General features: G+C 70.9%; 20 protein-coding genes. 11 read left to right on the top strand and 9 right to left on the bottom strand.

Features of this window, described 5'->3' with window-relative positions; all coding sequences use genetic code 11:
• Nucleotides 1-248 precede the first annotated feature (248 nt).
• Both ACFYXH_RS35290 and ACFYXH_RS35285 read right to left on the bottom strand, forming a co-directional pair.
• On the bottom strand, nt 249-1,775 hold the full coding sequence (locus tag ACFYXH_RS35290) for a hypothetical protein (protein ID WP_389571905.1): 1,527 nt from the start codon (nt 1,773-1,775) through the stop codon (nt 249-251).
• 61 nt (nt 1,776-1,836) lie between these two features.
• Nucleotides 1,837-2,553 (bottom strand): GntR family transcriptional regulator, encoded by a 717-nt coding sequence (locus ACFYXH_RS35285; RefSeq protein WP_389571902.1) that lies wholly within the window; start codon nt 2,551-2,553, stop codon nt 1,837-1,839.
• 161 nt (nt 2,554-2,714) lie between these two features.
• Between ACFYXH_RS35285 and ACFYXH_RS35280 the strand changes: the two genes are divergently transcribed.
• Genes ACFYXH_RS35280 through ACFYXH_RS35260 form a run of 5 tightly spaced genes read left to right on the top strand, consistent with a single transcriptional unit; the run spans nt 2,715 to nt 7,066 of the window.
• A complete protein-coding gene (locus ACFYXH_RS35280) occupies nt 2,715-3,992 on the top strand; it encodes an MFS transporter (RefSeq protein WP_389571899.1) in 1,278 nt (425 codons plus the stop codon).
• Nucleotides 3,989-4,792: a putative hydro-lyase gene (locus ACFYXH_RS35275; RefSeq protein WP_389571896.1), complete on the top strand. Its 804-nt coding sequence runs from the start codon at nt 3,989-3,991 to the stop codon at nt 4,790-4,792. Before ACFYXH_RS35280 ends, ACFYXH_RS35275 begins: the two co-directional genes overlap by 4 nt.
• 20 nt (nt 4,793-4,812) lie before the next feature.
• On the top strand, nt 4,813-5,577 hold the full coding sequence (locus ACFYXH_RS35270) for a LamB/YcsF family protein (protein WP_389571894.1): 765 nt from the start codon (nt 4,813-4,815) through the stop codon (nt 5,575-5,577).
• Nucleotides 5,574-6,203, top strand: coding sequence for a 5-oxoprolinase subunit PxpB (gene pxpB / locus ACFYXH_RS35265; RefSeq protein WP_389571891.1), 630 nt, complete (start codon nt 5,574-5,576; stop codon nt 6,201-6,203). The genes ACFYXH_RS35270 and pxpB overlap by 4 nt, the downstream gene beginning before the upstream one ends.
• Nucleotides 6,200-7,066: a biotin-dependent carboxyltransferase family protein gene (locus tag ACFYXH_RS35260; RefSeq protein WP_389571889.1), complete on the top strand. Its 867-nt coding sequence runs from the start codon at nt 6,200-6,202 to the stop codon at nt 7,064-7,066. The genes pxpB and ACFYXH_RS35260 overlap by 4 nt, the downstream gene beginning before the upstream one ends.
• A 105-nt stretch (nt 7,067-7,171) precedes the next feature.
• Here ACFYXH_RS35260 and ACFYXH_RS35255 read toward each other — a convergent pair whose 3' ends face one another.
• The 6 genes from ACFYXH_RS35255 to ACFYXH_RS35230 form a co-directional block, all read right to left on the bottom strand.
• Nucleotides 7,172-10,768, bottom strand: a complete 3,597-nt coding sequence (locus ACFYXH_RS35255) for a hydantoinase B/oxoprolinase family protein (protein ID WP_389571886.1) — start codon at nt 10,766-10,768, stop codon at nt 7,172-7,174.
• Complete coding sequence (locus ACFYXH_RS35250) at nt 10,765-11,748, bottom strand: SGNH/GDSL hydrolase family protein (RefSeq protein WP_389571883.1); 984 nt, start codon at nt 11,746-11,748, stop codon at nt 10,765-10,767. Before ACFYXH_RS35250 ends, ACFYXH_RS35255 begins: the two co-directional genes overlap by 4 nt.
• Nucleotides 11,745-12,905: a glycosyltransferase gene (locus ACFYXH_RS35245; RefSeq protein ID WP_389571880.1), complete on the bottom strand. Its 1,161-nt coding sequence runs from the start codon at nt 12,903-12,905 to the stop codon at nt 11,745-11,747. Before ACFYXH_RS35245 ends, ACFYXH_RS35250 begins: the two co-directional genes overlap by 4 nt.
• Entirely contained in the window at nt 12,902-14,026 is a 1,125-nt protein-coding gene (locus ACFYXH_RS35240) for a glycosyltransferase family 4 protein (RefSeq protein ID WP_389571877.1), read from the bottom strand. The genes ACFYXH_RS35245 and ACFYXH_RS35240 overlap by 4 nt, the downstream gene beginning before the upstream one ends.
• Before the next feature lie 109 nt (nt 14,027-14,135).
• Entirely contained in the window at nt 14,136-15,554 is a 1,419-nt protein-coding gene (locus tag ACFYXH_RS35235; RefSeq protein WP_389571874.1) for a HEAT repeat domain-containing protein, read from the bottom strand.
• A gap of 256 nt (nt 15,555-15,810) precedes the next feature.
• A complete protein-coding gene (locus ACFYXH_RS35230; RefSeq protein ID WP_327322214.1) occupies nt 15,811-16,203 on the bottom strand; it encodes an ankyrin repeat domain-containing protein in 393 nt (130 codons plus the stop codon).
• A 296-nt stretch (nt 16,204-16,499) separates the two neighbouring features.
• Here ACFYXH_RS35230 and ACFYXH_RS35225 point away from each other — a divergent pair, with 296 nt between their 5' ends.
• Nucleotides 16,500-16,694, top strand: a complete 195-nt coding sequence (locus tag ACFYXH_RS35225; RefSeq protein ID WP_327322215.1) for a hypothetical protein — start codon at nt 16,500-16,502, stop codon at nt 16,692-16,694.
• 71 nt (nt 16,695-16,765) lie between these two features.
• The gene (locus tag ACFYXH_RS35220; protein ID WP_389571869.1) at nt 16,766-18,316 is read left to right on the top strand and encodes an ATP-binding protein; all 1,551 of its coding nucleotides are present in this window, start codon (nt 16,766-16,768) and stop codon (nt 18,314-18,316) included.
• Between the two features lie 80 nt (nt 18,317-18,396).
• On the opposite strand, the gene ACFYXH_RS35215 is transcribed toward ACFYXH_RS35220, so the two are convergent.
• The gene (locus tag ACFYXH_RS35215) at nt 18,397-19,896 is read right to left on the bottom strand and encodes a PLP-dependent aminotransferase family protein (RefSeq protein ID WP_389571866.1); all 1,500 of its coding nucleotides are present in this window, start codon (nt 19,894-19,896) and stop codon (nt 18,397-18,399) included.
• Nucleotides 19,897-19,994: 98 nt separating this feature from the next.
• Here ACFYXH_RS35215 and ACFYXH_RS35210 point away from each other — a divergent pair, with 98 nt between their 5' ends.
• The 4 genes from ACFYXH_RS35210 to ACFYXH_RS35195 all read left to right on the top strand — a co-directional run bounded on the left by ACFYXH_RS35210 (nt 19,995) and on the right by ACFYXH_RS35195 (nt 23,435).
• Nucleotides 19,995-20,645 (top strand): YitT family protein, encoded by a 651-nt coding sequence (locus ACFYXH_RS35210; RefSeq protein ID WP_385308675.1) that lies wholly within the window; start codon nt 19,995-19,997, stop codon nt 20,643-20,645.
• On the top strand, nt 20,642-21,406 hold the full coding sequence (locus ACFYXH_RS35205; protein ID WP_389571863.1) for a glycerophosphodiester phosphodiesterase family protein: 765 nt from the start codon (nt 20,642-20,644) through the stop codon (nt 21,404-21,406). The genes ACFYXH_RS35210 and ACFYXH_RS35205 overlap by 4 nt, the downstream gene beginning before the upstream one ends.
• Nucleotides 21,407-21,449: 43 nt before the next feature.
• Nucleotides 21,450-22,805, top strand: a complete 1,356-nt coding sequence (locus ACFYXH_RS35200; protein WP_389571860.1) for an MFS transporter — start codon at nt 21,450-21,452, stop codon at nt 22,803-22,805.
• Between the two features lie 255 nt (nt 22,806-23,060).
• Nucleotides 23,061-23,435 carry an RNA polymerase-binding protein RbpA gene (locus ACFYXH_RS35195; RefSeq protein ID WP_161311542.1) on the top strand — a complete coding sequence of 125 codons (375 nt, stop codon included), beginning with the start codon at nt 23,061-23,063 and terminating at the stop codon, nt 23,433-23,435.
• Nucleotides 23,436-23,603: the final 168 nt, after the last annotated feature.

The following is a 23,603-nucleotide window of genomic DNA, read 5'->3' as shown; positions in this document are numbered from 1 at the left end:
TGAGGTGAAGGGGTGGGCTGCGGGTCGGGACGGGGCGCCTGCGGCGGGCCTCTCCCCTACCCGCCCCTTCCCGTATCTGTGGGCTGCGCCCCCAGGCCCCGGTACGCCCATCGGGCTCCTCAATCGCCGGACGGGCTGGAAGATCAGCCCGTCCGGCGTTTGAGGAGCGGGGCTTGGGGCGGAGCCCCAACATGAGCCTCTCCGGCGGTTGAGGAACGGGGTCCGGGGCGGAGCCCCGGTACTGGTACTCACGCGGCCTCCGTGCGGTCCGCCGCCATGCCCGCCGCGTCCAGCAGTGCCATGCCCACGATCAGGTCGGCGCCGCCGAACTCCGGGTCCTCCAGCTCGGTGCCGTCGTCGACGGCGAACAGCAGGCGCTCCTCGCCCTGCCGGTAGGCGGTACCGACCGGCGGGCTCGCCGCGTGCACGGCCAGCAGCGCGACCAGATACGGCAGTTCGGGGTCGCGGCGGCGGGCCTCGGCGAGCAGGCCGGAGAGCCGGCGCGGTGCGTCGTGCTCCAGGTCGAGCAGCTCCATCGCGCTCGCGAGCTGCTCGTCGCTGAACCGGCTGTCGTCCGGGGTGGCGATCAGATCGGGCTCGGGCATCTCCGCGCCCAGATGCTCGCGCTCCACCGGCGGGGTCAGCAGCATGTCGACCAGATCGCCGACCCGTACGGACGACGGCGTGCGCAGCCCGGTGCCGCGCGCGAAGAAGGCGTCCGTGACGCGGATCGCCGCTTCCAGGGGCAGCGGCAGCAGCGGGGCAACGAGCTGCCCGTACAGATCGAGTCCGGAGCGCGCGGTGGGCCGGGCGAAGGCCTGGCGGTCCTGCTCGGCGCGGAACAGCGGGCCGGCCTCCAGCAGCCGGGACTGCAGCTGGGTGTGGCGGCGGATGCAGTCCTTGACTATGTCGACCAGCTCGGCGGCGCGCCGCTTGTGCTCGGAGTCCTCGGCCTCGTCGCGTGCCTTGCGGATGTTGGTGAGGATCGCGTTCTCATGGCGGTAGCGGTCGGCGACATGGTCGAGCGCCTCGGCGATCATGTCGGGGACGGCGTTCAGCCAGTCGACGGCCCGCACATTGCGGCGGGTCGCTTCCAGGGTCCTGCGCAGCGTCTCGGCGTACTGCACGGTGCGGTACCTGGCCTGCTCGGCGGCGAGCTGGGCGTCGGCGAGCCTGCCGCGGCTGATCAGGACCTCCAGCTTCACCTCGGCCGCGATCTGCGCGCTGGTGACGTCCGTGTCGAGCGCGCCGACCAGGACGTTGACCGCTTCGTCGGTCGTACGGAGATAGACGCTGCCGCCGTATCCCGGGACTTCCTCGATGAGCTTGAAGTCGTAGTCACGGCGGGTGTAGACGCCGTCGGGTCCGAAGGTGCCGTACACCGCGCGGAATCCGCGGTCCACGCTGCCGACGTTGATCAGGTTCTCCAGCACCCAGCGGGCGACGCGCTCGTGCTCGGCGACCGGGCGCCGCGGGGCCTGGGCCGCGACGCGCGGCAGCAGCCTGGCCACTATCTGGTCATGGTCGGCGCCGGTGTCGAAGTCCATGTTCAGTGTGACGAGGTCGATGGCCGCGAGGGCGACCTCCGCCATCGCGTAGACCGAGTACTCGCCCGCGAGATTGGCCTTGCGCACGTCGAGATCGTGCAGCGGCGCGGTGCACGCGAGCGCGCGCAGTCGCCGCGCGAGCCCTTCGTCGGCGGCCGGGCCCTGTGCGGGCCTCGGCCCCGCGCTGAGCTGGGGCGGAACGAAGTCCGTCGAGGCAGGCGAAGTCACGCTGCACAGATTAGGTCCTCGCACTGACAACGGTCGAAACGGCGCAGAAGCGACCGTCCGGCTACGCTCCGTCCTCATCCGGCTCGTCGACCAGATGCGCGTATGTCTCCACCATCTGCGTGCGTGAGTCGTCGAGGTAGTCGGCGAGCAGCCGTTCGGCGCCCGACCGGTCGCCGGCCCGCAGCGCTTCGAGGATGGCCCGGTTGCGTACGAGATAGGGCTGGTGCAGCCGCCGTGGATTGTCCACCACGTGGAACGCGAGCCGCAGCTCGGCCAGCACGCTGCGCATCAGCTCGTCGGTGCGGGCGCTGCCGGCCAGCGCGACGAGTTCGCGATGGAAGTGGATATTGGCCGTGGCGACGCCTTGCCAGTCGTGCTCGCGCTCCGACCGCTCGCCGCCCGCGACCGCCGTTTCGAGCGTGTCCAGTGCGTACGGTGGCTCACCGAGCCCGTGCACGACGGCGCATTCGACGAGCTGCCGGGTGCGGTAGATGTCCACGACGTCCTGGACGGCGAGCATCCGCACGAACACCCCGCGGTTGAGCTGGTGCTCGAGCAGCCGCTCATGGGTGAGCAGCCGAAACGCTTCGCGGAGTGTGTTGCGCGAAACGCCGAGCGCCTTGCCGATGCTGTCCTCGGAGAGCCGTTCCCCCGGCGGGAAGTAGCCCTCCGCGATGCGGGTGCGCAGGATGTCCGCGACCCGCTCCGCCGTGCTGGTGCGGCCCAACAGCGGGCGGTCGTCCGCCAGTCCACCGATCTCGGGCTCCGTCGTCCCCACAACGCCCTCTCTCCCTCGCCGGCCGCTCCGGCCGCCGCGCGAGCTCCATCGTAGAAGCAAGAACGACCCCACATAACTCTTGTCGGATCGTTCAACAATCCCCTACCTTGGCGTCACCGTACAGTCTCGACAGCACCCTCCTCCCCCTCTGCGAGGTGCAGATGAGTACGACCCAGACCCAGCCGAAGCAGGGCGAACTACCCGAGGACACCGGCGCGTTCGCATGGCTGCGGGCACTCGGGCCGCGCGGCCGCCGCGCCTTCGGCGGCGCGTTCGGCGGCTACGCCCTCGACTCCTACGACTACTTCACACTGCCGCTGAGCATGGTGGCGATTTCCGCGTACTTCGGTCTCAACAACGGACAAACCGGACTTCTCACCACCGTCACCCTGGTCGTCTCCGCGGTGGGCGGGGCGCTCGCCGGTATCCTCGCCGACCGAATCGGCCGGGTGAAGGCCCTGATGATCACGGTGATCACCTATGCGGTGTTCACCGTCCTGTGCGGCTTCGCCCCCAACTACGAGACGCTGCTGGTCTTCCGCGCCCTGCAGGGTCTCGGCTTCGGCGGCGAGTGGGCGGTCGGCGCGATCCTGGTCGCCGAGTACGCCTCCGCCAAGCACCGCGGCCGCACACTCGGCGCCGTCCAGAGCGCGTGGGCGGCCGGCTGGGCGCTCGCCGTCATCGTCTACACCCTGGTCTTCCAGTTCCTCGACGCGGACACCGCCTGGCGCGTGATGTTCTGGACGGGCGCCCTGCCCGCCCTGCTGGTCATCTACGTACGGCGGAGTGTCAGCGACGCCCCCGCGGCGGCCGAGCGACGCCGTGCCAGCACCGAGCGCGGGACCTTCTCCACCATCTTCAAGAAGGATCTGCTGCGTACGACGTTCTTCGCGACGCTGCTCTCCACCGGCGTCCAGGGCGGCTACTACACGCTCGCCACCTGGGTACCCACGTATCTCAAGACCGAGCGGGGGCTCACCGTCGTCGGCACCGGCGGCTATCTGACCTTTCTGATCTCCGGGTCCTTCATCGGCTATCTCACGGGCGGCTATCTCACCGACCGGATCGGCCGGAAGAAGAACATCACGCTCTTCGCCGTGCTGTCCGCCATCGGCATCCTCGCCTACACGAACATCCCTTCCGGAGCGAACGGTCTGCTGCTGGTCCTCGGCTTCCCGCTCGGATTCTGCATGTCCGCGATCTTCAGTGGCTTCGGGTCGTTCCTCAGCGAGCTGTATCCGACGGCCGTACGAGGCACTGCCCAGGGCTTCACGTACAACAGTGGCCGTGCCGTGGGCGCGTTCCTGCCCACCCTGGTCGGCTTTCTGTCCGACAGCTGGGGAGTGGGCGGTGCGCTCGTCCTCGGCGCCGTCGGCTACGGCCTGGCAGTGGTGGCTCTGCTCGGCCTGCCCGAGACCCGCGGGAAGGAGCTGGTGTGATCCGCACCCTGGAGCGCGTCGACGGGCACGCATGGAGCCCGGTTGAGGCCCGCGAGCAATTCCGTTCCGGAGTGGGCGGACCGACCGCGGGCCTGGCACCCGGCCACACACAGGCGAACCTGATCTCGGTCCCCGCCGACTGGGCGTACGACATGCTGCTGTTCTGTCAGCGCAACCCGAAGCCCTGTCCAGTACTCGATGTCACCGAAGCCGGTGCCTGGTCCACGCAGCTCGCGCCGGACGCCGATCTGCGCACCGATCTCCCCGGCTACCGCGTGTGGGAGCACGGCGAACTCGTCGACGAACCCGCGGACGTTGTGGAGCGCTGGCGCGATGACCTGGTGTCGTTCCTCATCGGCTGCAGTTTCACCTTCGAGTGGATGCTCTCCGAGTCCGGGGTTCCGATGCGCCATGTCGAGCAGGGCCGCAATGTCCCGATGTACGTCACCGATCGCCTCTGCCGCCCCGCGGGGCGCCTGCACGGGCCCATGGTGGTGTCGATGCGCCCCGTGCCGCCGGAGCACATCGGCACGGCGGTCAGAGTGAGCGCCATGATGCCCGCGGTGCACGGTGGTCCGGTGCACCACGGCGACCCGGCGGGACTCGGCATCGAGGACCTCGGCAGCCCCGACTTCGGCGATCCGGTGGACGCGGAGCCCGGCGACATCCCGGTGTTCTGGGCGTGCGGGGTCACGCCGCAGGCGGCGGTGATGGCCTCGCGGCCGCCGTTCGCGATCACGCACGCGCCAGGGCAGATGTTCATCACGGATGCCCGCGACGCGCAGTACCGCGTGGCCTGACGAGCAGGAATGAGGAGTACATGACCTGGGCGTCGATCGATCTCAACGCCGACCTCGGCGAGGGCTTCGGCCGCTGGCGGCTGACCGACGACGAACAGCTGCTGTCCGTGGTCTCCAGCGCCAATGTCGCCTGCGGCTTCCACGCCGGGGACGCGGTCACCATGCGGCGCGTCTGCGAACTCGCCGCCGACCGCTCGGTACGGATCGGCGCCCAGGTCTCGTACCGCGATCTGGCCGGCTTCGGACGGCGCTCCATGGACGTCCCGCCGGACGAGCTGGCCGCCGAGATCGCGTACCAGATAGGGGCGTTGGAGATCTTCGCCAAGGCTGCCGGGTCACGTGTCTCGTACGTCAAACCGCACGGCGCTCTCTACAACCGTGTCGTGCACGACGAGGAGCAGGCAGCAGCCGTCGTCGAAGGTGTGCTGCTGTCCGGCGAGCGCCTGCCGCTGCTCGGACTGCCCGGCTCGAAACTGCACACCATGGCGGAGAAGGCCGGACTGCCCGCCGTCTCCGAGGCGTTCGCCGACCGCGCGTACACCGCGGAGGGCACACTGGTGCCACGCGGACAGGACGGTGCGGTCCTCAGCGATCCGGCCGCGGTCGTCGAACGGTCCGTCAGCATGGCCAGGTTCGGCGTGGTCACCTCGCGGTGCGGACAGTCGGTATCGGTACGTGCCCGCTCGCTCTGTCTGCACGGCGACACCGAGGGGGCCGTCGCTCTCGCCCGCCGGGTGCGACGGCAACTGGAAACCGTGGGCGTCCGTGTGGAGGCTTTCGTATGAGGGCCCTGCCGGTCGGCGACCGGGCACTCCTCGTCGAGCTGAACGACGGGGACGAGGCCGGGGCGCTCCATGCGGAACTGCTGCGCCGCCGCGCCGCCGGCACCCTTCCGGCGATCCGGGAGATCGTGCCCGCGGCCCGGACCGTGCTGCTCGACGGGCTCGACGAGCCGGGCAGCTTCGCGCGCGAGCTCGCGGAGTGGGAGATTCCGGCGCTCCACGCGCGCGTGCAGGACGCGATCGAGATTCCCGTCCGCTACGACGGGCCCGATCTGGCGGATGTCGCGGCGCTGTGGCAGGTGGCGGAGGAGGACGTCGCGGACATCCACTCGGCGGCCGAATTCCGGGTCGCCTTCTGCGGGTTCGCACCCGGCTTCGGCTATCTGACCGGGCTTCCGCAGCCGTACGCGGTACCGCGCAGAGCCACCCCGCGCACCTCCGTACCGGCCGGGGCAGTCGCGCTGGCCGGGCCGTACACCGGCGTGTATCCGCGCTCCTCTCCCGGCGGCTGGCAGTTGATCGGGACGACGGACACGGTGCTGTGGGACCCGGCGCGGGAGCCCGCCGCGCTGCTCTCGCCGGGGACGCGGGTGCGGTTCGTGCCGGAGCGCACCGGGATCCGCCGATGACCGACAGGGCCTTCGCGGTCGTACGAGCCGGGGCGCTGACCACCGTGCAGGACCTGGGGCGACCCGGGCACGCCCATCTCGGCGTGCCACGCTCCGGTGCGCTCGACCCGTACTCCGGCCGCCTCGTCAACCGGCTGGTGGGCAATGCGGAGAGTGCCGCGGTCCTGGAGACCACCCTCAACGGGTGTGCGGTGCGACCGCGTTGCGCGGTGACCGTGGCCGTCGGCGGCGCACACTGCCAGGTCACGGTCGACCGGCGGCCGGTGGCCTGGGGCGCGCCGGTGCGGGTCGCCGCGGGCTCGGTGCTCGAGACCGGCCCGGCGCTGCGCGGCGTACGCACCTATGTGGCCTTCGCCGGCGGGATCGCGGTCGATCCGGTGCTGGGCAGCCGCTCCACCGATCTGCTCTCCGGGCTCGGTCCCGCACCGCTCACGGACGGCGCCGTACTGCCGCTCGGTAAGCCGGCCGGTCCGCCGGCGCGGGTCGACGGCGGCGTGCCGTGGCCCGCCCCACCGGCCGAGCTGGTGCTGCGGGTGCGGCTCGGGCCGCGCGCCGACTGGTTCACGGACGCGGCCCTGCGCACGCTGGCCCGTGGCGCGTACCGGGTGTCGTCGGCGAGCAATCGCATCGGGCTGCGTACCGAGGGGCCTTCGCTGGAGCGGGCGGTGACCGGTGAACTCCCCAGCGAGGGCATGGTGCTGGGGGCCGTGCAGGTGCCGCCGGACGGCCGCCCGGTGGTCTTTCTCGCCGACCATCCCACCACCGGCGGCTATCCGGTGGTGGCGGTCGCCGACAAACGGGATCTCGCTGCGGCGGCGCAGGCGGTGCCGGGCGTTCGTGTGCGTTTCGTCCCAGTTCGCTAATGGTTCGCTGACCGCGAGTGGTGTGGACCTGGACCTTGTGCGGCGGATCGTCCCCGGTACGGACTTCGGCCCTGTAAGCGCGGGGGTCCGGGGGCGGAGCCCCCGCTACGGCGACGGAGCACCGTACCCCCCGCCCCCCGGTGTGCTCATCACCAGCACGTCCCCGGGTCCGACGTCCACCGAGTCGACGCCGCGCAGCCGCGTCACCGACCCGTCCGCCCGCTCCACGACGTTGCTGCCGAGCGAACCCGCCTCGCCGCCCGCCATGCCGTACGGCGGGATGCGGCGGTGCCCCGTGAGCAGCGCCACCGTCATCGGCTCGAGGAAGCGGATTTTGCGGACGACTCCGCAGCCGCCGCTCCAGCGGCCGCGGCCACCGCTGCCTTCCCGTACGGCAAAGGCGTCCACGCGCACCGGATAGCGCCACTCCAGCACTTCGGGATCGGTGAGGCGGGAGTTGGTCATATGGGTCTGAACGGCGTCGGCCCCGTCGAAGCCGTCGCCCGCGCCCGAGCCGCTGGCGACCGTCTCGTAGTACTGCACACGGTCGTTGCCGAAGGTCAGGTTGTTCATCGTGCCCGATCCCTCCGCCTGCACACCGAGCGCGGCGTACAGCGCGCCGGTGACGGCCTGCGAGGTCTCCACATTGCCTGCGACGGTCGCCGCGGGGTGGACCGGCGCGAGCATCGACCCTTCCGGCACCCGTACCTCGAGCGGCTCCAGACAGCCGCTGTTGAGCGGGATGTCGTCGGCGACCAGGGTTCGGAACACGTACAGCACCGCCGCCATCACCACCGACTTGGGCGCGTTGAAGTTCCCGGGCTGCTGCGGCGAGGTGCCGGTGAAGTCGAGAACCGCGCTGCGCTGCTGCCGGTTCACGCGCAGGGCCACCTGAATGATGGCCCCGCCGTCCGTCTCGTAGCGGTACTCGCCGTCGGCCAGACCCGCGACGATCCGGCGCACGGACTCCTCCGCGTTGTCCCGCACATGCTGCATATAGGCCTGGACGACATCGAGCCCGAACTGGTCGGTCATACGGCGCAGTTCGGCGATGCCCTTCTCGTTTGCGGCGATCTGCGCGCGTAGGTCGGCGAGGTTGGTGTCGGGCGCGCGGGACGGGTACCGGGCGGTGGTCAGCAGCTCCCGCGTCTCGGCCTCACGCAGCCGCCCGTCCCGTACGAGCAGCCAGTTGTCGAAGAGCACGCCCTCCTCCTCCACGGTGCGGCTGAATGCGGGCATGGAACCGGGCGTGATGCCGCCGATCTCGGCGTGATGGCCGCGTGAGGCGACCAGGAACCGCAGCTCCTCCCCTTCGAACACCGGCGTCACGACCGTCACATCGGGCAGATGGGTGCCGCCGTGGTACGGGTCGTTGATCGCGTACACATCGCCCGGCCGCAGCGCGCCCTCGTTCCGGCGCAGTACCTCCTTGATGGACTCGCCCATGGAGCCGAGGTGGACGGGGATGTGAGGTGCGTTCGCGATCAGGTTGCCGTCCGCGTCGAAGAGGGCGCAGGAGAAGTCGAGCCGCTCCTTGATGTTGACGGAGTGTGCGGTGTTCTCCAGGCGTACGCCCATCTGCTCGGCGATCGCCATGAAGAGGTTGTTGAAGACCTCCAGGAGGACGGGGTCGACATCGGTGCCGACGGCGACTCTGCCGGGGCGTGGCCGTACCCGCGTCAGCAGCAGGTGCCCGCCGTCGCCCGCTGCCGCCCGCCAGCCGGGGTCGACGACTGTGGTGGCGTCGGCCTCGGCGATGATCGCGGGGCCTTCGACGGCGTCACCGGGCCGCAGGTCTCCGCGCCGGTACAGCGGGGTGTCCCGCCGCGCGCCGTCCACGAACATCCGCACCGTGGCGCGCGCCGCGAACTTCTCCTCGCCCGCGGTCCCTTCGACGACGTACTCGCCGTGTTCTCCCGCCGTTCCCACCGCCTCGACGGACACCGCCTCCACGACGAGCGGCTTGTCCATGGTGAACGCGTAGCGGGCACGGTGGGTCGTCTCGAAGTCCTCCTTCATCGCGGCGACGGTGTCCAGCGGAACGGGCAGGCCGGCGTCCGTTCCGGCGTATCGGAGCAGCACGCGCGCGTGCGTCGTGATCGCGGCGTCAGGGACCGCATCGGCGCGCAGCTCGGCGCGGGTGCGCGCGGCGAGATCGTCACAGAGGGTGCGCACGCGCCCGAGGGCCCCCTCGTCCAGCTCCGCCTCGACGGACTGCTCACGCATGGCGGTCGCGTCGGCGAGCCCGATGCCGTACGCGGAGAGCACCCCGGCCAGCGGCGGCACGATCACCGTGTTGACACCGAGTGCGTCGGCGACCGCGCAGGCGTGCTGGCCGCCCGCGCCGCCGAAGGAGGTGAGGGCGTAGCGGGTGATGTCGTGTCCGCGCTGTACGGAGATCTTCTTGACCGCGTTCGCCATATTGAGGACGGCAATCTCCAGGAAGCCGGCCGCGACCTCCTCGGGAGTGCGGTCTTTGCCGCTCTCCTTGCGTACCTCCTCGGCGAGTTCGGCGAAGCGCTCGCGCACCGTGTCGGCGTCCAGCGGCTGGTCGCCGTCGGGGCCGAAGACCGCGGGAAAGTGGCCGGGCTGGACGCGGCCGAGCATCACATTGGCGTCGGTGACGGTCAGCGGGCCGCCGCGGCGATAGCAGGCGGGACCTGGCACGGCGCCCGCGGAGTCCGGGCCCACGCGGTATCGGCGGCCGTCGAAGTGGAGTACGGAGCCGCCGCCCGCCGCGACGGTGTGGATGTTCATCATGGGCGCGCGCATGCGTACACCGGCGACCTGGGTGCCGAGCTCCCTCTCGAACTCGCCCGCGTAGTGCGACACATCGGTGGAGGTGCCGCCCATGTCGAAGCCGATGACCCGCCCGAATCCGGCCTGCTCGGCGGTACGGGCCATGCCGACGACGCCACCGGCCGGGCCGGACAGCACGGCGTCCTTGCCGCGGAAGTGCGCGGCCTCGCGCAGCCCGCCGTTGGACTGCATGAACATCAGGCGGATGCCGTCGAGTTCGCCGGCGACCTCGTCGACGTACCGCCGCAGGATCGGCGAGAGGTAGGCGTCCACGACGGTCGTGTCACCGCGCGGCACCAGCTTGATCAGCGGGCTGACCTCGTGGGAGCAGCTGACCTGGGTGAAGCCGAGCGTACGGGCCTCCTCGGCGATACGGGTTTCGTGACCGGGGTGGCGGTAGCCGTGCATCAGCACGACGGCCGCGCTGTGGAAGCCTTCACTCCGGGCGGCCTTCAACTGCTCCGTGACGGCGGCCATTTCGAGCGGCCGCACGACCTCTCCGTGCGCGTCGACGCGTTCGGGTACCTCGATGACGCGCTCGTACACCGCCTCCGGCAGCAGGATCCGGCGGTCGAAGAGCCGGGGCCGGTTCTGGTAGGCGATGCGCAGCGCGTCCCGGAATCCCTCGGTGATGACGAGGACGGTCGGCTCGCCGCGGCGCTCGAGCAGCGCGTTGGTGGCGACGGTCGTGCCCATCTTCACGCAGGCGACCCGGTCGGCCGGGACGGGCTCGTCCGGGCCGACGCCGAGGAGCAGCCTGATCCCGGCGACGGCCGCGTCCCGGTACCGCTCCGGGTTGTGCGAGAGCAGTTTGCGGGTCACGAGCCGTCCGTCCGGGCGTCGGCCCACGATGTCGGTGAAGGTGCCGCCACGGTCGATCCAGAACTCCCAGGGCCCGCTCATTCCCCCATTCTGGCAAGGGGAACGTCCAGTGACACGGCAGCCAGCGCGGAGGAGAGCGCATGCTCGGCGCTGTGGTCCAGACGTGCGCTGGTGCCACGCGCCCAGTGCCGTACCTCCGCGCCGGCCATCCGCAGCAGCTGCGGCAGCAGATCGGTGCACCGGCGCGCCACCCATCCGGTACCTGCCGTGGCGAGCCAGAGGAGAGACGCGGAGCGGGTCGGCGAGGGCTGATCGGGCTCGCTTGCGGGCGCGCCGCCGTGCGCGAGCCCGCGCGCGGTCAGCAGTTCATGGAAGCGGGCCGCGATCATCCGGTGCCCGCGCTCGCCCGGATGCAGCCGGTCCGCGCTCCACATGGACCGGTCGGCGACCCAGGAGCCGTCGGCGACATGCAGATGTACGGCGCCGTAACGGGCGGACAGGGCGTGGACGACGGCGTTGACCGCCCGCTGGCGTCTGGCAAGGGGGCGCGCGAGCGGCACGGGCAGCCCGAGCATGGTGCCGGGGTCGGGCAGACAGGCGGTCAGCAGTACGGTGCCGCGCGCCGAGAGCGCCGCGCAGACCTCGTCCAGCCGCAGGGTGAGGTCCTCGATGTCGAAGGTGCAGCGCAGGGTGTCGTTGACCCCGACGACGACGGAGGCGATGTCGGGTTCGTACGCGAGTGCCTCGGGCGCCTGGCGCTCGGCGACGTCCTGAGTGAGGGCACCGCTGACGGCGAGGTTACGGAAGTGGGCGGGCGCGCCGACGGCGGAGAGCCCGCCGGCGAGCAGAGCGGCCCACCCTCGCCAGCTGTCGCCGACGCGATCACCGACGCCTTCGGTGAGCGAGTCCCCGAGCGCGACAAAGCGGGGGGCACTCGGGGGCCCGGAGGCGTCCGATGCGACGGCATCGAGCCCGGAAGCGCCCGGGGCGTCGTGGGCGCTCGCGGCGGTGTTCTCCGGAACCGGCTCGTCCACGACCGCGGTGTCCGGGCCGGCCGTCATGCCGCCACGCCCTCTCCGCGTGCCCGCTCACGTACCGGCGGGGCGTCGTGTGCCGACAGGAACGCCGACACCGACCGTTGCCAGTCGAAGAGTTCGGCCCGCGCCCTGGCCGCCGCGCGGCGGTCGGCTTCCGTGCGGGACAGCAGCCCCTGTACGGCATCCGCGAAGTCTTCCGGAGTGTCCGTGGCAGCCGCTCCCGCGTCCCCGATGACCTCCGGCAGCGCCGACGACGCGCTCGCGATCACCGGGGTGCCGCAGGCCAGCGCTTCCAGGGCCGACAGGCCGAACGTCTCCGCGGGCCCCGGTGCCAGGCAGAGGTCCGCCGCAGCCTGCAGGTCGGACACCGTTTCGCGGTCGCCGACATGGCCGAGGAAGACCGCGGGCAGCCGTTCCGCACGGGCCCGGCGCGCCAGCGCGGCCCGCAGCGGACCGTCGCCCGCGACCACCAGCGCGGCCCGTACGCCTCGCTTCCGCAGCTCGGCGAGCGCGTCCAGGGCCATTCCCGGGCGCTTCTCGACCGACAGCCGGGAGCAGAGCAGCAGAAGCACCTCGGCCCCGGCGGCGTACTTCGCGCGCAGGACCGTGCTGCGCCTGCCCGGCCGGCAGCGCAGCAGGTCGACGCCGAGCGGGGCGCGCACCACATTGCGCGCCCCGATGCGGACGAATTCCCGCTCCGCCCACTCCGTCGTGCACACGATCCGCGAATACGCCCATGCGGTACGGCGGTTGAGCCGGTCCGCGGTGCGCCCGGCGGCTCCCTCCGACAGCCCCCAGGTCCTCAGCACGCCGTCGGCCGTCTCGTGCGAGACCATCACCGAGGGGACGCGGTTGCGCCGCGCCCACTCCCCCGTCCACCGAAGCGTCGTGCGGTCGGAGACCTCGAGCCGGTCGGGCTCGATGGTTTCCAGGACCTGCCGCAGCCGCCGTCGGCCGGCCAGCACCCGGTAGCCGCCGGTGCCGGGAAGCTCTGGTCCCGGCAGGGTGATCACCCGGCCCTGCGAGGTGAGCCGATCGCTCTCCAGATCGCCGGGAACGATCAGCACAGGCTCGTGCCCCGCCGCGAGATAGCCCTTGCCGAGCTCGCCGAGCGCGGTGCGCAGGCCGCCGGAGGACGGGGTGACGAAATTCGCCAGCCGTACGATTCGCAGCGCGCTCATGCCGCCACCGCCGTACGCGCGCCCAGCACCTCGGCGTAGTGGTCGAGCAGCAGGTCCCCGATGACGGCCCAGGTCCTGCCCTCGACAGCGGCCCGTCCCGCGTGGCCGTACGCGGCACGCAGCTCGGGGTCGGCCACCAGGGTCGCGACCGCGGTCCGTACCGCGTCCACGTCCCGCGGTTCCACCAGCAGCCCGGTACGGCCTTGGTCGACCAGATCGAGCGGTCCGCCCGCGGCGGGCGCGATGACCGGTATCCCGCTCGCCATGGCTTCCTGCACGGTCTGGCAGAAGGTCTCGTACGGACCGGTGTGTGCGAAGACGTCGAGCGAGGCGAAGATCCGGGCGAGTTCGTCGCCGGTCCTGCGGCCGAGGAAGACGGCCCCGGGCAGCTCGCCGTGCAGCGATGGCTCGCTGGGCCCGTCGCCGACGACCACGACCCGTACACCCGGCATACCGCAGACGCCGGCGAGGAGCTCGACATGCTTCTCAGGAGCGAGCCGGCCGACATAGCCGACGATCAGTTCACCGTTGGGGGCGAGGCTGCGCCGCAGCTCCTCGTCCCGCAGCTCCGGCCGGAATCGCGCGGTGTCGACGCCGCGCGGCCACAGCCGGACCCGCTCGACGCCGTGTTCCTCCAGATCGCGGAGGGCGGCGGTGGACGGTGCGAGTGTGCGGTCCGCGGCGCTGTGCACGGCGCGGATGCGCCGCCAGGCGGCGCCCTCGCCCGCGCCGACATAGGTACGGGCGTAGCCCGCCAGGTCGGTCTGGTAGACGGCGACGGCCGGCAGGCCCAGCCGCGCCGCGGCCGCCATGCCGCGCACGCCGAGCACGAAGGGGCTGGCGAGGTGGACGAGGTCGGCCCGGTGGGCGGTGATGGCCGCCGCCACCCGGCGGCTCGGCAGAGCCACCCGCACCTGCGGGTATCCGGGCAGCGGCAGGGAGGGGACGCGCACCACGGGGCAGGGCGCGTTCGATTCGGAGCTGTCGGACCCGGCGACTGCCGGGGCTATGACGAGCGGGTCATGACCGCGTGCGGCGAGATGCCGGGCGGTCTGCAGGGCGCAGTGCGCCACACCATTGACGTCGGGCGGGAAGGATTCGGTGACGATGACGACACGCATACCCGTGTTGTCGTCGTGCTCGGGGTGGAGCGGCCAACGTGGATCTTTCCGCCCGTGAAACGTCCCATGAGCGTTTGTGACGGCGGCCCCGTCATCACAGGGCAGACAGTCACACGGCGGGCATATCCGGGCCGATTCTGCTCCGTACCGCGGTCTGTACCTCGGCCTCCTCGGCCGGGTCCGCGGCCAGCCTGCGCAGTCGCTCGGCGACCCGCACATCGCCGGTCTCGGCGTGCAGCGCGGCGACTTCTCTCGTGGTCTCCTCGCAGTCCCACAGACATTCGACGGCGAATCCGGTGGGGAAGGAGGAGTCGGTGGCGGCGAGTGCGCGGGCCGCGCGCCCGCGGAGCTGGGAAGAAGCGGTCTCCCGGTACACATGGCGCAGTACGGGTGCGGCGCAGGCGATACCGAGCCGTCCCGCCCCGTCGACGAGTGTCCACAGCGGCGGTGCGTCAGGACCGTCGGCGCGTACGGTCTCGCGCAGGGCGCCCAGTACCAGCTTGGCGTCCTTGGCGCTGCCCCGGCAGGCGAGCACACCCGCCGCTGACGCCCCGAGCGCGTCGGGCCGGTGCACCCAGCCGCGCGCCCGGTCGACAGCCTCGTCGCCGCACATCCGCTCGAATGCGGAGACAGCGGCGTCGGCGACGGCACGAGAGCCGCTGAGCGTCGCGGCCTCGATCAGATCGAGGACGACCGGGTCCCGTGATTCGGCGAGATAGTGCAGGGCGGCACAGCGCGCGCCGTCGGGCCCCTGACGTGCGGCTTCGACGATGAGCGGCCGGTCGTCGGGTCCGGCGACGGCGGACAGGCAGCGGGCGGCGGGCACATGGAGGGCGCTGCCGCGCTCCAGGCCCTGCTCGGCCCAGTCGAAGACTGCCTGGACGCTCCATCCGGGCCGGGGCCCGGTGGGCCGCATCTGGCGCTGCCAGCGGTCGAAGGAGCCGGCCTCCTGTGCTGTCCGCACGCGGGCGCCGACGGCGTCCCGCTGGTCCTCCGCCCACAGCCGCCACGGACGCGGTTCGAAGGCGTCCCGTACGGCAACGGCAAGTTCGGCGTCGCCCTCCGGAGTGGCCGGGAAACGGGCGAGAACCGAGGTGGCCAGCGCCCGCAGACCCGAGTCGTTGTCGCGCAGGGCGAGCTCGTCGAGGGCCCAGGCCCAGTTGGCTCCGCTCGCGGCGTATCTGCGCAGCAGGGCGAGGGCGTCGCCCCTGCCGTAGGAGGCGAGGTGCCCGAGCACCGCGAGCGCGAGGCCGGTCCTGGCCTCGTCGGTGTCGAGGTGGTCGTCGGTGTCCCAGAGGTGCCGCTCGATCTCCTCGAGACTGCCGTGGAGATCCAGGTAGAGGCGTGCGTAGTAGAGCGAGCGGTTCTCGACCTGCCAGTCGTGGCGGGGATCGCTCAGTACGCAGTGGTTGAGGGCCGCGAGCGCTTCGGCGCGCGGCGCGGCGAGCGCGTGCAGCGTGCCGTCACCGCGGCCTCTCTGCAGCAGGCCGAGCAGCGTACCGCTCGGCGCTATGACTGGATCGAACATGGGGAAAGCCTCACATCAAGCTGTCGACGCAACCGGGGAGTGGAGGTGCCTAGGCCGCGCAGCAACATGTAGGGGCGCCCGTCGTCTTCCGCTTGGTGTAGACCATCTTTGTCTGCCTCTCGTCTGTGGCCCCAGGGGAACTCCCGGATGAAGTCCGGGGTAGGGCCCGACGTCATGATGACCCACCCATTTCGCCACCGCGACCACATTTACGGCGTCCCTCTCAGCGGCTTCTCAACGGCCCCTCGGCAGCCGCTCAATGGCCGCCGAACAGCTCCAAGAGGTCTGTCTTCCCAAACATCCGCGCGGTATCCATCGCGGATGGAGTTCCGGCTTCCGGATCTGCTCCGCCGGCCAGCAGGGCGCGGATGACGGCGTCCTCGCCCTTGAAGACGGCTCCGGCGAGCGGCGTCTGGCCGCGGTCGTTGGCCCGGTCCGGCTCCGCGCCGCGGGCGATGAGCGCCTCCACCGCGGAGGCGTGCCCGTGGTAGGCGGCCAGCATGACGAGGGTGTCACCGCGGTCGTTGGTGAGGTTCGCCGGGACGCCGGCGTCGATGTACGCGGCGAGCGCCTCGGTCTCTCCCTGACGGGCCAGATCGAAGACCTTGGTCGCGAGCTCGATCACCTCGGGATCCGGGGCTTCGCTCATCGGACGGACCGCCTTTCACCACGTTGACCTGGGGCGCACGGCAAGAGCGGCCGTACGAGTGAATCGACAGGGTACTGCCCGCGCAGCGACATGACGCGGCCCGCCGGAGGCAAGGATCACCGCATGCGAGGCACTGTGCCGCGCAACCGAGCAGTGTGCCCCCCGAACGGTTCTCCGACGTCCTCCAGTGCAGTGAAATTCGGAACATTTCACCCATTTGCACCTTTTATCACATGAGTACTTCCTGTGAGCATGGAAGAACTCATGGTGACCGTCCCTCGACCAGGAGAACTCTCATGATCCTTTCATGCTCAGGTGTCGTGCTGCTCGGAATCGTCGTCTTCCTCTTCGTCAGGAAGGACGGGCTCAAGACGTCCCACGGATTCACGTGCGCGCTCTTCGGCTTCTTCCTCGCGGGCACCGCCATCGCGCCCAGCGTCAAGGCCGGCACAGCGAGCCTCGCCAGTCTCCTGGGCGGGATCAAATTCTGACGCCCCGTCCCGCTCAGCACCTCCAGCACCTCCAGCTTCATCAGCACCTTCAGCACCTTCAGGAGACCGATGTGGCCCGGCGCCCACTCCCCCGCATTCTCAGCAGCGGCAGCGCACAGCTCGCCCGGAGCCGCGAGATCGCGCGCACGGCCGCCGACAGCGCCACGGACGTCCTTCATCCGCTGATCACGATCACCCGTGGTCTGCGGCAGCTGGCCGCCACGGCGGCGCGCAGGTGGGCCGCCACCCCCAAGGAACGGCGTGGTCCCGCGCTGTTCCTGATCGTGGGCTGCGGCCTGGTGGTCGTGCTCATCCCGTACGGGCCACTGGTCGCCCTGATCTCGGTGATGGCCGCGGCCGCCTGGAAGGGCCGGGTGCGTACGCCGGTGCGGACCGGCCCTGACGAAGCGGAGACCGGGCGGCTCCAGGCCCTCTACGAGGCGCTCGTGCCGTACTTCTCCGTCGCCGAGGACCCGGCTCCGCTGTTCGCCCACGGCGGCGAGTGGAGCAAGGCCTTCAGCGGCTACGAATTCGACGGCAACGGACGCCTCACCCGGCTGTCGGTGAAGTACCCCGCCTACTTCACCGACGGCGAGTCCGAGTCCCGGGCCCGGATCGAGAAACTGCTGCATGCCAAGTCCGGACGCGGCCGCGAGTATCTGTTCAGCTGGGACGAGGAGGGCAACCAGCTCGTGATGAGCGTGCTCCCCGCACTGCCCACCTCCATCGCCGCCCAGCGTTTCGTCACCGTCCCCGGCGAAACCGTGCTGGGCTTCACCGACGCCGACGCGGTGCAGCGCACCGTGCCGGTGATGGAGGGCGGCGAGACCAGGGACGCGCCACCGGTCGTCTGGCGTACGGGTCCGCGTTCGACGGAGCCGCATCTGCTGGTCGTCGGCGAGCCCGGCAGCGGCGCCACCACCCTGCTGCGCTCGATCGCTCTGCAGGCCCTGCAGCACGGAGACGTACTGATCATTGAGGGCAGCGGCACCGGTGAGTACGCCTGTCTGACGGGACGGACAGGCGTGCTGGCTCTGGAGTGCGGGTTGGCCGGGGCGCTGGCGGCCCTGGAGTGGGCGGCGCACGAGACCGAGCGCAGGCTGATCGCCGCCAACCGGGCCCGGCAGGCCGGGCACCCCGCACCCGAGGACACCAAGCGGCCCTTGTGGATCCTGCTGGACCGTCCGAGCATCCTCGGCCATCTGGCGGCGGCCGACGGGCACACCGATCCGCAGCAGCTGCTGCAGGTACCACTGCGGCATGGCCGGGCGGCCCACGTGACGGTGGTCGTGGCCGAGCAGTTCGACAGCCTGGACGCGCTCACCGAGGCCGTACGGACGCATACGCGTGCCCGAGCGGTGCTGGGTCCTGCCACCTTCGAGCAGGTGGAGTCCGTGCTCGGCGTGGAGCCGCACACCACGCCGACGACCGAAGTGCCGTCCGGCCGGGGCTACGCACGGCTCGGTACGGGTTCGGTGCTCAGGCTGCAGGTGCCGGCGACCCCGGACCCGTACGACGAAACGACGAGCGAGGCACACCGGCAAGCTGTGCTGGACCTGCTGCCGGAGAGGCTGGAGCGAGTCGAGGCGGCGGCCCCGGATCCCGTACCGGCCGAGGGCTGACGTTCGTCGACCGACAGATGACAGATTTCGCCTGACGATGCAAAGGACGACAACTGACAGCTGACGGATTTCGGAATCCGTCAGGCAACAAACGTCCGCGGCGCCTCCGTGCCGGTGCTCGCGCCCGTCTCGACGAGCCGCGCCGCCGCCGCCAGCCGCGCGGCCGCCTCCTCCGCGACCGCCCCGCCGACCGTGAACGGCAGCCGTACGTAGCCCTCGAAGGCCCCGTCGACGCCGAATCGCGGCCCCGAAGGCACCCGCACCCCCACGCGCTCACCGACCTCGGCGAGCCGGGATCCCGACAGCCCTCCGGTGCGCACCCAGAGCGTCAGCCCACCGCTCGGCACATCGAACTCCCAGTCCGGCAGCTCCCGGCGGACCGCCGCGACCAGCGCGTCGCGGTTCTCGCGTGCCTGGGTACGCCGAATGGACACGGCTTCCTCCCAGCCCCCGGTCTGCATCAGCCAGTTGACCGCGAGCTGTTCCAGCACCGGCGTGCCCAGGTCCGCGTATGCGCGTGCCGCGACCAGGGAACGGATCACGTCGGGTGCCGCGCGCACCCATCCGATCCGCATGCCGGCCCAGAAGGCCTTGCTGGCCGAGCCGACGGTGAGGACCGTGCTGCCCGCCGGGTCGAAGGCGCAGACGGGCCGCGGCATGTCGATGTCGTCGTCCAGGTGCAGCTCGGACATGGTCTCGTCGACGACCAGGACGGTGCCGGCCGAGCGTGCGGCGTCCACGAGGCGGCGCCGCTGGTCCTCGTCGGCAAGCGCGCCGGTGGGGTTGTGGAAGTCGGCCACGACGTAGGCGAGCCGGGGCGCGGCGTCGCGCAGTACCTGCCGCCACCGGGACAGGTCCCAGCCGGTCAGCCCTTCGGCCATGGCGACCGGCACGAGGCGGGCCCCGGCCTCGCGCATCAGCTGGAGGATGTTGGCGTAGGAGGGGGATTCGACGGCGATGCGTTCGCCGCGCCCCGCGAAGAGGTGGCAGATGGCGTCGATGGCTCCCATCGCGCCGGTGGTGACCATGATCTGCTCGGGCATGGTGGGGATGCCGCGCCGGGTGTAGCGGTCGGCGAGCATCCGGCGCAGGGCGGGCAGGCCGGCCGGGTAGTCGCCGTGGGTGTGTGCGTACGGGGGCAGTTCTTCGAGCGCTCCCTGAACGGCTCGGGTGAGCCAGGGTTCGGGCGCGGGCAGGGCGGCGCAGCCGAGGTCGATCATTGAGCCGAGCGATTCCGGCGGCAGGGGTTCCAGTCCGCGGGCGGGCAGTGGGTTCCCGGCGGGTACGGCGGTCCAGCTGCCCGCTCCCCTGCGGGACTCGAGGAAGCCTTCGGCGCGCAGCGCTTCGTAGGCCGCCGCGACGGTGGTGCGGCTGACGGAGAGGGCGAGGGCGAGTTCGCGTTCGGCGGGGAGCCGGGCGGCGACAGGGACGCGGCCTTCGAGGACGAGGAGCCGGATGCCGTCGGCGAGTGCGCGGTAGGCGGGGGGCTTGCGGGTGCCTGGCCCGGCCGGGCGGGATTGCTGGGAGGTGAGCTGCCTGGCGAGCTGAGCCGCGCCTACCGCTGAGGTCCACTGCGTCATGGAAGTCAGTCCACCTTCCTCGAATTGGCCATGGTTGCCGTCTGTTCCGTAGCCACAGAGTGTCATGCGTCAGTCCACAACCACCAGAGGGGGGCGCCATCGTGTCCGCGCATCTCACCCGCAGGCTGCTGCATCTGTACATCGGTCTGGCGCTGTACGGGGTGAGTTCGGCGCTCCTTGTGCGCGGCGGGCTGGGGCTCGAGCCGTGGGGTGTGCTTCATCAGGGTCTGGCCGAGCGCACGGGGCTGACGATCGGCGTGGTGTCGATCATCGTCGGCGCGGCTGTTCTGCTGCTGTGGATTCCGATCAGGCAGCGGCCGGGTCTTGGCACGGTTTCGAATGTCTTTGTGATCGGAATCGCGATGGACGGCACGCTGGCACTGGTGCCGGATGTGTCCGGGCTCGGGGCGCAGATTCCGGTGATGGCCGGGGGCATCGTGCTCAATGGGGTGGCAACGGGCCTGTATCTCTCGGCGCGGTTCGGGCCGGGTCCGCGGGACGGTCTGATGACTGGGCTGCACCGGCTCACGGGGCGTTCGATCCGGCTGGTCCGTACGGCGATCGAGCTGGCTGTGGTGGCGACCGGCTTCGTGCTGGGCGGCTCGGTGGGTGTCGGCACGGTCGCGTATGCGTTGGCCATCGGGCCGCTGGCGCAGTTGTTCCTGCGTGTTTTCGCCATCTCGGAGCGGGACGGTGGCAGCACGGTGGTCGCCGGCGCGACACCGAAGCAGGCGATACTGCGGCAGTGACTCGCGTACGCCACCCTTACCTGGACCATCCGTCGGTACTCGCCTTCGCCCATCGTGGCGGGGCGGCCGACGGGATAGAGAACACCGCGGCCGCTTTCCGGCGGGCCGCCGATGCCGGCTACCGCTATTTCGAGACCGATGTGCACACCACCGCGGACGGGCAGCTGGTCGCCTTTCATGACGCGACGCTGGACCGGGTGACGGATGCGCGCGGCCGGATAGCGGCGCTGCCGTGGAGCGAGGTGCGGCAGGCGAGGGTGGCGGGCCGGGAGCCGTTGGCGCTGTTCGAGGAGCTGCTGGAGGAGTTTCCTCGGGCGCGCTGGAATGTGGACGTCAAAGCGGAGCCGGCGCTGGTTCCGCTGGTGGATCTGATTCGCAGGGCGGGTGCCTGGGACCGGGTGTGCGTCGGTTCCTTCTCGGAGGGCCGGGTGGCCCGGGCGATGCGTCTTGCGGGGCCGCGGCTGGCGACGTCGTACGGCGTGCGGGGCGTGGTGGGTCTACGGCTGCGTTCGTACGGGATCCCGGCGGCGCTGCGGGCGGGTGCGGTGTGTGCTCAGGTCCCGGAGTCGCAGGGCGGCATCCGGGTGGTGGACCGGCGTTTTGTGCGGGCGGCGCACGATCGGGGTCTGCAGGTGCATGTCTGGACGGTGAATGAGGCGGATCGGATGGCGGCGCTCCTGGATCTCGGTGTGGATGGCATCATGACCGATCATCTGGAGACGTTGCGCACGGTACTGACCGACCGGGGAGTCTGGGTCTGAAACCCCGCGCGTCTGCACTACGGGACGAGCGAGGGGGCGCGGGATGACGGCCGACACCGCGGACCGAACGACCGGGACGACCGGGACGAGTGAGCGCAGACGCGAGCAACGCGGCTGGTATTTCTATGACTTCGCGTGCTCGGTCTATTCGACGAGTGTGCTGACGGTCTTCCTGGGGCCGTATCTGACGTCGGTGGCGAAAGCCGCGGCGGACGCCGAGGGTTTTGTGCATCCGCTGGGTGTGCCGGTGCGGGCGGGTTCCGTTTTCGCGTACTCGGTGTCCGCGTCGATGGTGGTGGCGGTGCTGCTGATGCCGCTGGCGGGCGCGGCGGCGGACCGTACGGGCCGGAAGAAGCCGCTGTTGGCGGTGGCGGCGTATGTGGGTGCGACCGCGACGGCGGGGATGTTCTTCCTGGACGGCGACCGGTATCTGCTGGGCGCGTTTCTGCTGATCGCCGCCAATGCGTCGCTGTCGGTGTCGATGGTGTTGTACAACGCGTATCTGCCGCAGATCGCGGAGCCGGACGAGCGTGATGCGGTGTCGTCGCGCGGCTGGGCGTTCGGCTATACGTCAGGCGCGCTGGTGCTGGTGCTGAATCTGGTCGTGTACTCGGGTCACGAGACGTTCGGGCTTTCGGAGTCCGAGGCGGTGCGGATCTGTCTGGCGTCGGCGGGGCTGTGGTGGGGCGCCTTCACACTGGTGCCGCTGCGGCGGCTGCGGGACCGTCGGCTGGCGCCGAGTGGCGAGGAGGCGGTCGGTTCGGGGTGGCGGCAGTTGATGGCCACGTTGCGGGACATGCGCCGGCATCCGTTGACGTTGTCGTTCCTGCTGGCCTATCTGATCTACAACGACGGCGTGCAGACGGTCATCTCGCAGGCTTCGATCTACGGGTCGGAGGAGCTGGGTCTTGATCAGGCGACGTTGATCACGGCGGTGCTGCTGGTGCAGGTGCTCGCGGTGGCGGGTGCGCTGGGCATGGGGCGGCTGGCCAGGACACATGGGGCCAAGCGGACGATTCTGGGTTCACTGGGGGTCTGGACGCTGATTCTGGCGGCGGGGTACTTCCTGCCGGCCGGGGCGCCGGTGTGGTTCTTCGGTCTCGCTGGGGCGATCGGGCTGGTTCTGGGCGGGAGCCAGGCGTTGTCGCGGTCGTTGTTCTCACATCTGGTTCCGCGCGGCAAGGAGGCCGAGTATTTCTCGGCCTATGAGATGAGCGACCGCGGGCTGAGCTGGCTGGGGCCGCTGGTGTTCGGGCTCGCGTACCAGCTGACCGGCAGTTATCGGGACGCGATCATCTCTTTGGTGGTCTTCTTCGCGCTGGGATTCGTGCTGCTGGCGCGGGTACCGGTGAGGCGTGCCGTGGCGGCCGCGGGCAACCCTGTGCCGGAACGGATTTAGACGTTGAAGTGAAAGGCCGGTAGTGTACGCCTTTGGCCTGCCAGACGGACCGTTACTGCGTGCTGAAGAAGTGAATTCACTGGGTGACACTTTCTGTCAGATGTGACAAAACGGGCACTGGTGGGTACAACAAGGGGCGGCACGACGGGCGACGCATGACCCGGAACGGGAATCTTTACCGCCGACCGGACGTTGACCGGATGACGACGACAGCGACACCTGTCCTGTGGGCGACAAGCCCGGGAGGCACGATTCATGAGTGAGCGAGCTCTCCGCGGTACGCGACTCGTGGTGACCAGCTACGAGACGGACCGCGGCATCGATCTGGCCCCGCGCCAGGCGGTGGAGTACGCATGTGAGAACGGCCATCGATTTGAGATGCCGTTCTCCGTTGAGGCGGACATTCCGCCGGAGTGGGAGTGCAAGGCGTGTGGCGCCCAGGCACTCCTGGTGGACGGCGACGGCCCCGAGGAGAAGAAGGGCAAGCCGGCGCGAACGCACTGGGACATGCTCATGGAGCGGCGTACCCGCGAGGAGCTGGAGGAGGTGCTGGCCGAGAGGCTGGCGGTCCTGCGCTCCGGCGCCATGAACATCGCTGTGCATCCGCGGGACAGCCGGAAGTCCGCCTGACCCCGTAACAACACCGCACTACAAGCACCACGCAAGATCAAGAGCCGCGGGGGGGGGGGCCCCCCCCGGGGGGGGGGGGGCGCCCCGGGGGGGGGGCGGCCGCGGCCCCGCCCCCCCCCCCCGGCGGGCCCCCGGGGGCGGGCCACGCGGCCACACCACACAACGCGC

It is taken from the genome of Streptomyces sp. NPDC002730 (assembly GCF_042888805.1).
In the GTDB taxonomy this organism is placed as follows: domain Bacteria; phylum Actinomycetota; class Actinomycetes; order Streptomycetales; family Streptomycetaceae; genus Streptomyces.
This window is presented reverse-complemented; position numbering and strand designations above follow the sequence as displayed.

Excerpts from the sequence above, each read along its gene's own strand:
- ACFYXH_RS35280 (WP_389571899.1), top strand. The coding sequence starts at position 2,715 with ATGAGTACGACCCAGACCCAGCCGAAGCAGGGCGAACTACCCGAGGAC.
- ACFYXH_RS35270 (WP_389571894.1), top strand. The coding sequence starts at position 4,813 with ATGACCTGGGCGTCGATCGATCTCAACGCCGACCTCGGCGAGGGCTTC.
- pxpB (WP_389571891.1), top strand. The coding sequence starts at position 5,574 with ATGAGGGCCCTGCCGGTCGGCGACCGGGCACTCCTCGTCGAGCTGAAC.
- ACFYXH_RS35260 (WP_389571889.1), top strand. The coding sequence starts at position 6,200 with ATGACCGACAGGGCCTTCGCGGTCGTACGAGCCGGGGCGCTGACCACC.
- ACFYXH_RS35255 (WP_389571886.1), bottom strand. The coding sequence starts at position 10,768 with ATGAGCGGGCCCTGGGAGTTCTGGATCGACCGTGGCGGCACCTTCACC.
- ACFYXH_RS35250 (WP_389571883.1), bottom strand. The coding sequence starts at position 11,748 with ATGACGGCCGGCCCGGACACCGCGGTCGTGGACGAGCCGGTTCCGGAG.
- ACFYXH_RS35245 (WP_389571880.1), bottom strand. The coding sequence starts at position 12,905 with ATGAGCGCGCTGCGAATCGTACGGCTGGCGAATTTCGTCACCCCGTCC.
- ACFYXH_RS35240 (WP_389571877.1), bottom strand. The coding sequence starts at position 14,026 with ATGCGTGTCGTCATCGTCACCGAATCCTTCCCGCCCGACGTCAATGGT.
- ACFYXH_RS35235 (WP_389571874.1), bottom strand. The coding sequence starts at position 15,554 with ATGTTCGATCCAGTCATAGCGCCGAGCGGTACGCTGCTCGGCCTGCTG.
- ACFYXH_RS35230 (WP_327322214.1), bottom strand. The coding sequence starts at position 16,203 with ATGAGCGAAGCCCCGGATCCCGAGGTGATCGAGCTCGCGACCAAGGTC.
- ACFYXH_RS35225 (WP_327322215.1), top strand. The coding sequence starts at position 16,500 with ATGATCCTTTCATGCTCAGGTGTCGTGCTGCTCGGAATCGTCGTCTTC.
- ACFYXH_RS35215 (WP_389571866.1), bottom strand. The coding sequence starts at position 19,896 with ATGACGCAGTGGACCTCAGCGGTAGGCGCGGCTCAGCTCGCCAGGCAG.
- ACFYXH_RS35200 (WP_389571860.1), top strand. The coding sequence starts at position 21,450 with ATGACGGCCGACACCGCGGACCGAACGACCGGGACGACCGGGACGAGT.
- ACFYXH_RS35195 (WP_161311542.1), top strand. The coding sequence starts at position 23,061 with ATGAGTGAGCGAGCTCTCCGCGGTACGCGACTCGTGGTGACCAGCTAC.